Below are 14,421 nucleotides of genomic sequence, written 5' to 3'. Positions count from 1 at the left end.
CCCTATTTCTTCACAATGAATGAGCAATAAGTGTTCCAACTTTGCACAAATTTATTTTTCTTGAATATTAATGGATAATATTTGTTCTTTTTTAGTCCGAAAGTTTGCTCGAAAAATAAAAAAAGCAATATTTTGGTGAGCCAAAATATAATAATTCGGCTTTTAGCATTTTAAACGCTAGAGAAAGTTAAGCTGTTGATGCTGCTGTAGCTCATCAAATGAATTAATACTGTGGAAAAACAGGGCACGATTTTTAAAACTTGCCCGCTGCATGTGCATGTCAGCAAAACAGAGTTTTAAACTGTGTTGATCATTTTCAAGATGTTGTATAAGAGTGGGTAAGCTGCTGCGTTTCATAAGACAGAATGGAAACAATGCTTTTTCATTTATTTCAACCACCGCCACTTCAGATAAAGGATGTCGTTGCAGGGCCTGATGTAAACGTGAAATGACCTTTTTGGGAATATAGGTCACATCACAGGGTACGAACAGCACATAATCAGATTGTACATATGACCAGGCACTCTTCATGCCCATCAATGGTCCCTGAAAGCCGGGTTCATCGTCCTGATAAAAATCAATCGAAGGAATCATCCGTTTATAAATGGAATGATCCCGATGGCTATTGACCCAGACTTTGCTTGCCCGGGACTTCAACTGCTGATGGATTTTAATTAGCTGGATTTCATCATCAAATTTGTGCAGTAATTTATTGATGCCATTCATGCGCCGCGCTAAACCGCCGGCCAGGATCACCACCTCGGTTTCCGGATAAGACACCGTTTTCATCACTCTTCTTTTCATTCTATGTACTCCGTCTGGCAGGCTTTAATCAGGCCTCTAATTTCGGGCAAACATGAACCGCAATTTCCTCCGGCTTTCAGACATGCAGTCACCTGTTTTTCATGCGTGATATTTTTATCTTTAATGGTTTGAATAATTCTGTTCTTACCGACCTTAAAACAGCTACAGACCAATGAACCTTCACTATTTCCCATTGACATGGCCTGACCTGCCAGCAATGCTTTACGATGTAATGCACTCAGACGTTCACGTCTAAACAGGCCAGCCACCCAGTCACGATCTGGCAATAGCGCCGCTGGTGCGATATAAAAACTGGCAATTAACTGGCCATCCTGAAGCACCACACTATGACTGATATGCGCCGTTTGATCTTCGAGATTCAGCCATTCAAAGCTTTCATCATCAAAGGCTAACAGGCTCTTGATCTGCCCGGTGATGTCAGAAAAACGGCGCCGGTCTGCCAGTTCATAACGGATGGCCTGAGTGGTTTGAATTTTGCTCCACCACACCGTATTTTCAATCATGGTCTGGATCTGTTGTTCAAAGCCTTCCCGTACATACAGCACGCCCTGCCACTGAGTATAAAATGGCTTGATCATCACCGGAGTATGCTTAAATTCTGGCTCGCCGGAAATCGGGTCAACTACCGGATTAACTACTTTGCCAATCCGCGCATCGGATGCAAACTGGTCGTTCCAGTGAATCGGTGCAAAAATCTGGCCACGTCGCATATTTTGTGAAAATTGCACACGGAGTACACAACTTCCCCAAGCGGATTTCACCTCGACCAGCTCGGCATCTTTCAGGCCATATTTCAGCGCATCTTGCGGATGCAGCTCACAATAAGGCTCGGCACGATGCTGGGATAAACTGGCAGATAATCCGGTGCGGCTCATGGTGTGCCATTGATCGCGAATGCGTCCGGTATTCAGGATCAGAGGATATTCAGCAGAAATAGCATGTACCGGATCGGCTGCAATCGTCGGCACAAATCTAGCTTTGCCATCTGCATGACTAAACAGGCCTTGGCTAAATAGTTGACCAACCTGATGAACTTCTTGCTTATCCCAGACCGGCCACTGGATCGGTGCCAGATTCTGGTATTCCGCAAAACCGAGATGAGTTAAACCTTGCAGGTTGAAATAGCGAAAATTCGGTGTATCTTCACGTTGCGAAAGCGAACTATTCTGATAAGCAGATAAACGGGCATGTTCCAGAAAAATGTCATGGCTATTGTTAAAGTCAAAACCGCTAAAACCTAAGACCTGAGCCACCCCGGAAATGGCCCACCAGTCTGCTTTGGCTTCACCTGGAGCCGGCAAAAAAGCCTTTTGCCGGGAAATACGGCGCTCCGAATTGGTGACTGTGCCATCTTTTTCGCCCCAACCCAGTGCCGGTAACAGTACATCGGCATATTGCGTGGTATCGGTGTCGAGACAAATATCGGAAACCACCACAAATTCACACTTTTCCAGAGCGCGTTTAACCTGATCTGCATCGGGCAAACTCACGATCGGATTAGTGGCCATAATCCAGATGGCTTTGATTTTCCCGCTTTCCACCGCTTGAAATAAATCCACCGCTTTTAATCCGGGCTGCTGCGCGATAACCGGGCTTTGCCAGAAATCCTGCACCAGTTGCTGATGCTGCGGGTTATCCAGATCCAGATGACTGGCCAGCATATTGGCTAGTCCCCCGACTTCCCGTCCGCCCATGGCATTCGGTTGTCCAGTCATGGAAAAAGGTGCCGAACCGGGTTTGCCTATTTTTCCTGTCAATAAATGACAGTTGATAATGCTATTGGCCTTGTCTACTCCCTGAGAGGATTGGTTTACACCCATGGAAAACAGACTCATGATTTTTTCGGTCTGGGCAAATTTCTGAAAAAATAAGGTTAATTTTTCAATAGCAATACCGGTACGTTTTGCCACGCTTTCAAGCGATGACTCTGTCGAGCTGCTGGCAAGTGCCTGCTCCAGGCCTTGAGTATGCTGGGTAACAAAATCCTGATCGGTATAGCCATTTTGCTGAAGATATTGCAACAAGCCATTAAACAGCGCGACATCCAGACCTGGTAAAATGGGTAAGTGTAAATCTGCCGCTTCACAGGTTGCAGTAAAGCGTGGATCAATCACCACCACGAATAAATCTCGCTCTTCTTTGGCTTTCATGATGCGCTGATAAAGCACCGGATGGCACCAGGCGGTATTGGAACCCACCAGAACCACCATTTCTGTCTGCTCAAAATCTGTGTAGCTGGCCGGTACTAGGTCTTCGCCGAAAGCCCGTTTATGTGCTGCCACAGCAGATGACATGCACAGCCTTGAATTGGTATCAATATTGGCAGTACCAAGATAGCCCTTTACAAACTTGTTCACCACATAATAGTCTTCAGTCAAAAGCTGGCCGGAGACGTAAAAGGCGATGCTGTCACGTCCATACTGATCAATACATTGCTGAAATTTATTGGCAATACTTGAAATGGCATGATCCCAAGTGCTTATGTGCCGCTGTTCTTTTCGACCTGTCATCGGATGCAGAAGCCGGGTTTTTAGACTAAGTGTATCGGCAAGATGACTGCCTTTAATACACAACTTGCCCAAGTTCGCAGGATGCTGAACATCGCCTTCAACCTGAACCTTTTCACCCATCGGGGTTTGGCTTACGTGCGCGATGACGCCACAGCCTACTCCACAATAAGGACAGGTCGTCTGAGTAGTTTTTATTTGGGATTCAGTAGAGCTATGTAGTTCCATAACCGGAATACTATTCATTGCTGCTGTGCTCCTTAATCATCCAAATTCACGTGTTTCACCAAATCTCTGATATCTAGCTTTTACAGGTTTGATTTAAATTTTTTCTATGTCTCAAAAGCTTTAATCCTCCCCAACCCTCCTTTAATAAAGGAGGGAGATTCGCCTCTTTTTCAAAGAGGGGTTGGGAGATTGATCCGATTACCCTGCTTTCTTTAATGCAAAATCCCGACCAAAAAGCAGTTTGCTGCGGATATTACTAATCGGTGTCTGGTCTGCAATCAGTTCTGCATACCAAGCCCCATCTTCAGTATCGCCAAATAGCACAGCACCAATGACTTTGTCCTGCTGGATAATGATCCGTTTATAGATCTGACGCTTTTCATCATTTAGCACGATATCTTCAAAATCATCCTGAGGTTCGAAATTTCCGGCTGAGAAGACATCACATCCGCTAACCTTGAGTTGGGTCGGAACAGGTGGTGCCTTAAAGGTCAGTCGGCCATGTTCAGCCAGATGTGTCGCACAGATAAAGGCCTGTCCCCATAATGGCTCAACCAGTCCAAAGGTTTGGCCACGATGCTCAATACATTCACCTACCGCATAAATACTCGGGTCATAGGTTTGCATGGTGTCATTTACCAGTACTCCGCGATTACAGCGCAAGCCAGCCTTCTCAGCCAAGGTTTTATTCGGACGAATCCCGATGGCAAAAACCACCAAATCGGCATCCAGCATTGTCCCGTCTTTTAAGCGCAGTTGAGTCACGTGACCGTCAATACCGAGCAGCTCTTCGGTATTGGCTTCGGTAATGATCCGGATACCTTTGTCTTCAATTGATTTTTTCAGCATTTGACTGGCTTTCATGTCCAGCTGACGATCCATAATACGGTCCATCAGGTGCAGTACAGTTACATTCATCCCTTGCTGCTTCAGTCCATAAGCTGCTTCCAGTCCCAGCAGGCCGCCCCCAATCACGACGGCGTTTTGTTTGGTTTTGCAGTAATCCAGCATGCGGTTAACATCCTGAATATCCCGGAAGCTAATCACGCCTTCAAGTTCAGTACCTGGAATTGGTGGTACGAAAGGTTTCGAACCGGTCGCGAGGATCAGACGATCATAAGCAACGACTTCGCCTTTTTCGGTATGAACCTGCTTACGTGAACGGTCGATAGAGATGGCAGCATCTCCAGCAATGAATCGAATGCCTTTTTCGGCATACCAGTCGGCTGAATGCAGCATAATTTCGGCAAAGCTTTTCTCACCAGACAATACCGGTGACAACATGATCCGGTTGTAATTACCCCATGGCTCTTCCCCAATCACGGTAATGTCATAACGATCTGGCGCCATATCCAGCAAGTCTTCCAGACAACGCATACCCGCTAGCCCATTCCCGACCAGTACCAGTTTTAAACGCTCTGTGTTTTGGCCATTACTGGAAATATAGGTCTTTTGTGGAGTTGGACTCACCAGAACTTTGCCATTTTCAATTCGGGTTGGAAATACTAGTAATTTCTGCTCTTGTTCTTCCAGACAACGACCGGTCACCAGACTGAAATGCTGCTTGTAAATTGGGGATGCGACTACACGCTCACCTTGCAGATCACCCAGAATGCCACGTGCCATGACATTGGCCAGACTAAACGGATCCTGATTGCTAAGCGCATAAACCCGCTGTTCCTGACCCACGCGAAAAATTGCAATCTGCTGATCTTCAATCAGGGCTGCAACACCGGTATTCGGGGTGATCTCATCCAGATGACAGACTTCGTACCAGTACAGTTCGTTCATGTCTTTTAAAATTGTCATTTTCATTCTCCCTGACTGTGGTATTTAGGCTTCAACCACTGGAATACGGTTTAAATCACGTTCAGCTTCTGTCTTTGGACGAATCTGGCCACGTACAGGCGCAAACTGAATATGCGGGTCATTCTGCTCGGCTGTTTTGGCATTAATAAAGGTCTTAAAGCGTTTGCGCACTTCAGGATCTTCAATTGCGGTACGCCATTCATCCTGATAAGTGCCAATCACATGCTGCATACGGCTTTCCAGTTCAGCAGCAATACCGAGTGAATCATGCACAATGACATCTTTCAGATAGTCCAGCCCGCCTTCCATATTGTCACGCCATACGCTGGTGCGCTGCAGACGGTCTGCCGTCTGGATATAGAACATAAAGAAGCGGTCGATATATTTGATCAGTGTGGAAGTATCCAGATCCGAGGCGAGTAGTTCAGCATGGCGCGGTTTCATACCGCCATTGCCGCATACATACAGATTCCAGCCTTTTTCCGTGGCAATGACACCGACATCCTTGCTCTGTGCTTCTGCACATTCACGGGTACAGCCAGATACTGCCATTTTGGTTTTATGTGGTGAACGCAGGCCTTTATAACGGTTCTCCAGGAAAATCGCCAAGCCGACAGAATCATCGACTCCAAAACGGCACCAGGTACTGCCCACGCAAGATTTCACCGTACGTAAGGATTTGCCGTAGGCATGTCCGGACTCGAAACCGGCATTGATCAGTTTTTCCCAGATTTCAGGCAGCTGATGTACCTGCGCACCAAACATGTCAATTCGTTGTCCGCCCGTGATTTTGGTATATAGACCATAATCTTTGGCGATCTGACCAATGGTAATCAGGCCATCCGGAGTAATCTCGCCACCTGCAACACGCGGCACAATCGAATAGGAACCATCTTTCTGAATATTACCGAGATAGTAGTCGTTGCTATCCTGTAAACCGGCATGGCTAGGTTTTAAAACAAAATCATTCCAGCAGGATGCCAGAATATTGGCTACGGTCGGTTTGCAGATATCACAGCCCATGCCGTGCCCATGTTGCTGAATCAGGTCAGAGAATGTCTTGATTTCATGCACGCGTACCAAGTGATACAGTTCCTGACGTGAATAGGCAAAGTGTTCGCACAGGTGATTGTTCACCGTGACACCCTGACGCTGTAATTCAGATTTGAGAACCTGCGTCACCAGTGGCGCACAGCCACCGCACGCCGTTGCAGCCTGCGTGCATTTTTTCAGTGCACCCAATGAAGTTGCACCGCCATCAATGGCTGAACAGATATCAGCTTTGGAAACGTTATTACAGGAACAGATGGTCGCACTGTCAGGCAATAAATCAATACCACTACCACCTGATTTTGAAGTTGACTGATCAAAACCCGGCATGATCAGGCTTTCTGGTTGCTCCGGTACAGCCAGACCATTCAGCATCATTTGTAGAAGATCGCTATATTCTTTGGCACAGCCCACCAGCACTGCGCCCAGCAGCTTGGTTTTGTCTGCTGACACCACGATTTTTTTATAAACCTGCGCGGCTTCATCAGCATAGAAATAGCTCAAGGCATCTGGTGACATGGCGTGTGCATCACCAATAGAAGCAACATCCACACCCATCAGTTTGAGCTTGGTGCTCATGTCGGCACCAGCGAATGCATGGCTCTCTTGGTCCAGTACATGTTTTGCCGCGATCCGCGCCATGTCATAGCCCGGTGCAACCAGACCATAAATTTTATTGTCCCAAAGTGCACATTCACCAATGGCATAAATGTCCGGATGTGAGGTCTGGCAATAATCATTAATGATGATGCCGCCACGCTCACCAATCAGCAGGCCGCTCTGGCGCGCCAGTTCATCACGCGGACGAATACCGGCCGAGAACAGGATGATATCGGTTTCAAGTACCGAACCATCTCCGAACTTCATTACATGCTGAGCGTTGTAACCATCTTCAATAGATGAGGTTGCTTTTTGGGTATGCACCTTGACACCAAGGTCTTCAATTCTAGAGCGCAGTACCCGGCCGCCCAGATCATCAATCTGCACCGCCATCAAGCGCGGAGCAAATTCTACGACATGGGTTTCCAGATTCAGATCTCGCAAAGCCTTCGCTGCTTCCAGACCCAGCAGACCACCGCCAATTACCACACCGGTTTTGGCATTCAGGCTGGCTGCGCGAATGGCATCCAGATCTTCAATGGTACGATAAACAAAGCAATTCTGACGGTCATTGCCCGGGATTGGCGGTACAAAGGCATAAGAGCCGGTAGCAAGAATCAACTTGTCAAAATTCAGCACATCACCCTGGCTGGTGGTGACGGTTTTATTGAGCTGATCAATTTCAACTGCTTTGGTATTAAGACGCAAATCAATGCCATAGGCATCGGCAAAATCACTACGGCATAGGCTCAGATCCTTGACCGACTTGCCGCTGAAATATTCAGTCAAATGTACCCGGTCATAAGCTAAATGTGGCTCTTCTGCCAAAATGGTCAGCTCAATGTCATCACCGGCCTGTTCCAGTACAGATTCGATGAATTTATGCCCCACCATGCCATGCCCAATCATGAGAATTTTCATATCTGCACTCCAACTATTGTTTTTTTAAAGATGATAAAAAGCCGCATATCACGTCTAGGCATTGATATGTCTGCTGATTGAATATGTTGTAAATACCGCAACCCAGCGCTTTGTAATGCTGGAGGAAGGGTTGAAATGCTTGTGCGTTTTGTATTGCTGAACAACTGACCATGTCATTTATCCTGTGCTGAACGAAATACCAATCACACTCCTTGAAAGTGCAATTACGATCAGAACGGACATCGTTGGCCGTTGTTAGTATTGAAAGTCATCTTTGACGATTTAATAAATGCAGAAATCGTGCCAACTTTTCCAACAAGAAAACGCCTTATTCCAGGCAGATGATCTACCTAAATGCTTCATTTTGATCAGCTATCAGCTGAAATCCCTAAAGCTATGCACCAAATTGAACAGAAAAATAGAATTTTATGCACCAATTTAATGGCATGTTTTTTGCTTTACTCCTGCTTGAATATTCCTTAGGCCTTACTTGAAAATATTCCATGTCCAAATTACGAATTGCTCTTATTGATGATGATCTGGAGCGCGCCCAATTCATCCAGGAATCCTTACTTTCACATGATTTTCAGGTGGTGGCCTGTTTAATCCTGAATGACCTGAATATGGTACATGTTAAGGGTATTCATGCAGATGTGATCCTGCTGAATATGGATCATCCGCATCGGGATATTATTGAAAGCTGTGTCAGCCAATATGAACTTCCCACCGTGTTGTTTACCCAAAACTCCAATAAAGACACCATCAAAAGTGCCATTGATGCCGGAATCACGGCTTATATCGTCGATGGTATTGATCCCACCAAACTAGAAAGCATTCTGGAAATTTCGATTGAACAGTTCCGTAAGCATAAAAAGCTGCTAAATGATTTAAAAGAAACCCAAGACAAGCTCATTGACCGTAAAGATATCGATAAAGCTAAAGCCCTGCTCATCCAGCTACATGCCTTAACAGAAGAACAGGCTTTTGCTTTATTACGTAAAAACGCCATGAGTCACCGGATCACCATTGGTGAAATGGCCAGACGCTTACTGGATGCACAGAAGCTGTTACTGGGCCAATAAGGAAAAGCATATGTCTACACTAGAAAAAACTGAACTCAATATTGGCTATATTCCTTTGCTTGATTGTGTCGCCATTCTCTGGGCAGAAAAACAGGGCTACTTTGCCGAACAGGGATTAAAAATCAATTTAATCCGTGAAGCCTCCTGGTCAAGTTTGCGTGACCGTCTGGCCTATGGCTTTCTGGATGCTGCACATTGTCTGTCCGCCATGTTGCCCGCTGCTGCCCTGGGCACAGACCAGTTACAGGTGGCTTTGCAAACCCCTCTAGTACTGAGCGTGAATCAGGCTTTTATTAGCCTGCGCCAAGATCTGTGTTATGAACTCGGTATCCATCCAAGGGATGATGAACAGAGTACCTCAAAGAAACTGGTACAAGCTTTACAACAGAATCATTCCATCAATCTGGCCTATGTCTATAAATATTCGATTCACCATTACTGCTTAAAAGAATGGCTGGCGCTGACTGATCTACAACTGGCCAAGAATATCCAGCTGATGACATCTCCACCGCCTTTCATGGTGAAAGGAATCTCGGAACAGGTATTCGATGGTTTTTGCGTGGGAGAACCCTGGAATATTCAGGCCAAACTTGAAGGCTATAGCTTTATCGTTGCGGCGAGCCAGAATGTCATTCCAAAAGTTGCCGATAAAGTTTTGGCCATGACTCAGGAATGGGCAGAACAGCATCCATTTACTGTAGAGGCAGTGGTCAAGGCAGTACAAAAAGCGCAGAATGATTTAAAGCAGCGCAGTGATTTATCAGAAGTATGGGACATGCTGGTGGATTATCAGATTATTCAGTTTGGATGTTCCGCCCAGCGGCATGTCTATGACTTTCACAAGATCAAGAATATCATCCGGAATTTTGTTGGGGAAAGTGCCGAACCGAAAGTCGATGATTTTATCTGGCTCCTGCAGCAGATGCAGAAATGGGAAAATCTTGATCTGTCAGTGGATGATCAGCTACAGATTGCGCAATCCTGTATTTATCAACAAGAAGCTAGCACTGTTTAATACTTTGTATATTCCCATAAAAAAGACCCGGGAAAATTTCGGGTCTTTTTATTTAACGTTTTATTTAGCTTAATGCTTGCTGTAAATCCAGTTGCATGAATTTCTGCAAGGACAATTTTCCAGCAATAATCTGATTGATGAATTGTGACATTTCATCATACAAAGCCTCATAAAGCTGCGGTTCCAACGCCATATGCTTTAATTGAATCTGCAAATGCATCAAAAGTTCCTGCTGCTCGCATTCACCCTGCTCTAGGGCATAGACATAACCGAGCACTGCGCCTTTTAAAACAGCATCAAATGGCAAGCTATATTTAAGCAAGGTGGCCAATGATCCCATAACACGCTCATTGTGCTCAAGTTTTCTTAAGGGCTCACGACCTACACGAGCGCATGGATCCTGATAGGCATTGGCACAGGATTCACTAAAGCTTTGAGTCAGACGTTCAAGGTCTGAGGCATGTTTTGGAATCTGGTAGCAGAGGCCATGCTTCACCTGAGCTAAGGACTGGTGCATAAATTTTCTGACTATATGATCAGACATGGCAATACCAATAGTCTGATGTCCCCGCAGACTGGCATACCAGGCCATCATCGCATGCACGCCATTCCATAAGCGGTTTTTAATCAGCTGGATATTGGCAATATCATCCACCAGAATCATCTGCCGCATTTTCGCCAGTAACGGACTGTTATTTTCCACATAAATCGGCATATCCGTTTCAGCGTTAAACAGAATCAGATCCATAGACTGCAGGATATGACTCGGCTGGAAATTACGGCGCAGGTCTTCAATATATAGCCCAGCCTGATGTTCCTGTTCTGTATTCAGTGCCGTAGCATCATCCAGATCAACTACGGACAGATCTTCATCCAGCTGATACTGCTTGAACATGTTGTATTTGATACGCAGCTGACGATACAGTTTCTGGTCTGACAGCTTGCACACCATACGGTTGACCACGGTGTCACAGAAATAATGCTGATCCATAATTTTCTGGGCGGTCTGTTCATCAGTAATCATTCGCAGACTATTCAGAATCTGCTGCATCACCTGTTGTTTAGCACCGATTTTATTCAGGATAATTAAAACTGTCAGTGGCTGATCCTGCTGCTCATAAGCCAGATAACGTGCGTATAAGCCCTGTGCAATGACCTCCGCTTCAGAAACCAGTGCTTCCTCAGGTACGCAGACTGCTACAAGACTGGATTCAATATACATGTTCTGCATCTGTTCCAGATCATGCGCATCAATTACGCTCATATTTTCAATACGCTGGTCAAAAGAATTCTGGCCATAGCGAATGCAGTAAGTGCCAAAAGCATTAACGCTAGATTGATACAGCGGATTACGTGTCGAAGCAATAATTTTGCGCGGACGAGTGTATCCATCCCAGTGGGATAATACCTGAGCCAGATAACCGCCCCCAATTGCACCAAAACCGTGAATCCCGACAGTCAGCTGATTGAGTGTTTGCGGAAAAGCGGTTTCCAGTTCCGGCATGTCCAGAACCGGAACAAACTGGTTCAGTTCTCCCAAAAAATCTTCGACCGTTTCATAATAATACTGGGCTTGTGCCAGCATGGACTCGTTCGGTATTTTGATATCCTTGAACAGCACCGTCATACCACCTGCATCATAGGCAGAACGCAAACCATTTTCAGAATCTTCAAACATCAGGCACTGGGCCGGGCTTAAATTGATTTTTTCGGCTGCACTGATAAAAATTTCCGGATGGGGTTTCCCCTGTCTAATCTCATCGCCACACACCAGTACATCAAAAAACTTATAGACATTGGCATTGATCAGATATTCTTCTGCGATCGCACGGCGACTTGAAGTCGCTACCGCCATTTTCAGGCCTGCCTTGCGTAGGCGTTCCAATACCTGCAATAACCCCTTTTTAATGGGAACACCGTGATGACGTACATGTTCCAGTTCCAGCACATCAGCACGCTGGCGAATCTCGGCATAGGGCACATCCTGTCCATAACGCTCTTTGGCTAGCTGCTCTGCACTACGGGCACTGAGGCCCAAACACTGAATTAAATAACTTTCAGAAAATTCGACATCAATCAGCTCACGTGAAGCTTGCTGCAAGGTTTGAAAGCGCAAGCGTTCCGTATCGAACATGGTTCCATCCATATCGAAAATAGCGCCATGTACGATTTGATTTTTAAACTCTAACATTGCTCCCCTTTTTATAATTCAATGAGTTAAGAAGTGAGCAATACCTTAAAGAAAAGCTGGGTCGAATTAAACCGATGTAAAGATATGAAATAGTTTTGATTATAAAACAACCAATAAAGACTAAAATTCTATGTTTTATGTTTACATATGTAATCAAAGTGTTAACTTAAGTAACTTATCATCCCTGTTTTTCGTTTTAAATTTTCTTTTGAAATATAAGAATATTTTAATATTTTGGCTGTTCCCACCCATCATGGCATTCATTTTGCTTATTCAGTATTACGTTTTATAAAATTTGTAATATTGAGGGGCAACACTATGAGTTACGTTGCACGTGAACTCAGTCAAAGAAATAAACTGCTACTTGGCTTGGGGTCTTTTTTAATACCAATTCTGATTTGGTGTGCGGTCAGCTATTTGCCATTTATCTGGCATCCACAGGTCGAGATTACCAATCCCGGTAGTGTGAGCTATTTACAGGTCAATAGCCGGATTGATAAAGACGTGTTTTTTTCCGCTGCCCAATCCGCAGTGGATCAGGGTCTGGCCCCACCTCAAGGCATCCTGGTCAATCCCATCTATTTGCCAGCACCGCATCAAGTGGCAATTGCATTAGTAACCGCGTTTACCACCCCTCCTGTTCAACCGAATGCACCCTGGTTTTATGAAAGCCTGTGGCACAGTATCAAGTTGGTCTTTACTGCATTCTTTATTTCTTGCCTGATTGGCATTCCACTCGGAATTTTATGTGGCTTTTCCAAGAAAATTTCCCTGTTAACAGAACCTTTTGTCGAGTTCTTCCGTTACTTGCCTGCTCCGGCTTTTGGCGCACTTGCCGTTGCAATATTGGGAATCAATGACGCACCTAAAATAGCCATTATTGTGATTGGAACCCTGTTCCAGATGATTCTGCTGATTGCCAATACTACTCGTCTGGTCGATCGCAGCCTGATTGAAGCCGGTTTTACTTTGGGTACAACGAAACTGAAAAGCCTGTTTCATGTGGTGATTCCAGCGGCTATGCCAGAGATTTACCGTAATCTGCGCGTGTTGCTGGGTTGGGCATGGACGTACCTGATCGTGGCTGAACTGATCGGCAGCACCTCCGGAATTACCTGGTTCATTACCCAGCAAGCCCGCTATCAGAACTTTCCCAATGTCTTTGCCGCGATCCTGATTATCGGGGTGATTGGTCTGCTGTGTGACGTGATTTTAATGAAACTGGGACAACGCTTATTTAAATGGAAACCGGGAGCTAACTGATGCAAAACACTGAATTTAATACCCGCGAATACTTTGACAAGATTTATAGCCGTCCGGTGATTCTGGAAGCAAAGCAATTGACGCAAAAATTCAGTCATGGCAAAACCGAACGTACGGTTTTAAATGCACTCAATTTGAAAATTCATAAGCGGGAGTTCATCTGTGTGATTGGGCCTTCCGGTTGCGGCAAGTCAACCTTTAGCCGTGTAGTCGCCGGTCTGGATCCTTATAGCAGTGGTGAGATTCTGGTGGATGGCCAGCCGATTACCGGCCCAAGTCCGGAACGTGGCATGGTGTTTCAGGGCTATACCCTGTTTCCATGGAAAACCGTCAAGGAAAATGTCATGTTTGGTCCGCGCATGAAAGGCCAAAGTAGTGCAGCAGCAGAAGCACAGGCACGTGAATGGATCAATATCATTGGTCTGGAAAAGTATGAAAACCAGTATCCGCATGAGCTGTCTGGCGGGATGAAACAGCGTGTCGCGATTGCCCGGGCTTTGGTCAATGAACCGAAAATCCTGTTGATGGATGAACCTTTTGGGGCACTTGATCCGCATACCCGGCAAAAAATGCAGCGTCACCTGATGGACCTATGGCAAAACATTGATATCACCATCATTTTTGTGACCCACGATATGGATGAAGCCATTTTACTGGCCGACCGGATTGTTGCACTGAAAGCCAATCCGGGTGAAATCAAGGAAATTATCGAAGTTGATCTACCTCGTCCACGCCATCCAGACGTCATGCTTAGTCCTGAATTTAAACAGTTAAGACAACGTGTCGATTATCTGGTGCATGCTGAAGAAGACGAACTGGATCCGGCACTGGCAGAACTGCCGGTCATTCCGCGTATGACCAAAGTCAGCAGCAATAAATAATCTTATCCAAAATGCTTTTGGGACGACCCGAAGGTTTTAATCGCTGTGT

The 14,421-nt window shown here is 45.5% G+C and carries 9 protein-coding genes; 4 read left to right on the top strand and 5 right to left on the bottom strand.

Annotated elements, in window-relative coordinates; all coding sequences use genetic code 11:
• Nucleotides 1-177 precede the first annotated feature (177 nt).
• The 4 genes from mobA to nirB all read right to left on the bottom strand — a co-directional run bounded on the left by mobA (nucleotide 178) and on the right by nirB (nucleotide 7,940).
• On the bottom strand, nucleotides 178-804 hold the full coding sequence (gene mobA, locus AY605_RS12685; protein ID WP_064096747.1) for a molybdenum cofactor guanylyltransferase: 627 nt from the start codon (nucleotides 802-804) through the stop codon (nucleotides 178-180).
• Entirely contained in the window at nucleotides 801-3,578 is a 2,778-nt protein-coding gene (locus tag AY605_RS12680; protein ID WP_064096746.1) for a nitrate reductase, read from the bottom strand. Before AY605_RS12680 ends, mobA begins: the two co-directional genes overlap by 4 nt.
• Nucleotides 3,579-3,758: 180 nt before the next feature.
• Nucleotides 3,759-5,369, bottom strand: a complete 1,611-nt coding sequence (gene nirD / locus AY605_RS12675; protein WP_064096745.1) for a nitrite reductase small subunit NirD — start codon at nucleotides 5,367-5,369, stop codon at nucleotides 3,759-3,761.
• 24 nt (nucleotides 5,370-5,393) lie between these two features.
• A complete protein-coding gene (gene nirB, locus AY605_RS12670) occupies nucleotides 5,394-7,940 on the bottom strand; it encodes a nitrite reductase large subunit NirB (RefSeq protein ID WP_064096744.1) in 2,547 nt (848 codons plus the stop codon).
• Between the two features lie 503 nt (nucleotides 7,941-8,443).
• Between nirB and AY605_RS12665 the strand changes: the two genes are divergently transcribed.
• Both AY605_RS12665 and AY605_RS12660 read left to right on the top strand, forming a co-directional pair.
• On the top strand, nucleotides 8,444-9,022 hold the full coding sequence (locus tag AY605_RS12665; RefSeq protein WP_004280362.1) for an ANTAR domain-containing response regulator: 579 nt from the start codon (nucleotides 8,444-8,446) through the stop codon (nucleotides 9,020-9,022).
• A 10-nt stretch (nucleotides 9,023-9,032) separates the two neighbouring features.
• Entirely contained in the window at nucleotides 9,033-10,037 is a 1,005-nt protein-coding gene (locus AY605_RS12660; protein ID WP_064096743.1) for an ABC transporter substrate-binding protein, read from the top strand.
• A 64-nt stretch (nucleotides 10,038-10,101) separates the two neighbouring features.
• Here the strand turns inward: AY605_RS12660 and mtlD are convergent, their stop codons facing one another.
• A complete protein-coding gene (gene mtlD, locus AY605_RS12655; RefSeq protein WP_064096742.1) occupies nucleotides 10,102-12,228 on the bottom strand; it encodes a bifunctional mannitol-1-phosphate dehydrogenase/phosphatase in 2,127 nt (708 codons plus the stop codon).
• Nucleotides 12,229-12,546: 318 nt separating this feature from the next.
• Between mtlD and AY605_RS12650 the strand changes: the two genes are divergently transcribed.
• Both AY605_RS12650 and AY605_RS12645 read left to right on the top strand, forming a co-directional pair.
• On the top strand, nucleotides 12,547-13,491 hold the full coding sequence (locus tag AY605_RS12650; RefSeq protein WP_064096741.1) for an ABC transporter permease: 945 nt from the start codon (nucleotides 12,547-12,549) through the stop codon (nucleotides 13,489-13,491).
• On the top strand, nucleotides 13,491-14,372 hold the full coding sequence (locus AY605_RS12645) for an ABC transporter ATP-binding protein (protein ID WP_064096740.1): 882 nt from the start codon (nucleotides 13,491-13,493) through the stop codon (nucleotides 14,370-14,372). The genes AY605_RS12650 and AY605_RS12645 overlap by 1 nt, the downstream gene beginning before the upstream one ends.
• Nucleotides 14,373-14,421 lie beyond the last annotated feature (49 nt).

The sequence above is a fragment of the Acinetobacter sp. SFD genome, assembly GCF_001647575.1.
GTDB classification, from domain to species: Bacteria; Pseudomonadota; Gammaproteobacteria; order Pseudomonadales; family Moraxellaceae; genus Acinetobacter; species Acinetobacter pecorum.
This window is presented reverse-complemented; position numbering and strand designations above follow the sequence as displayed.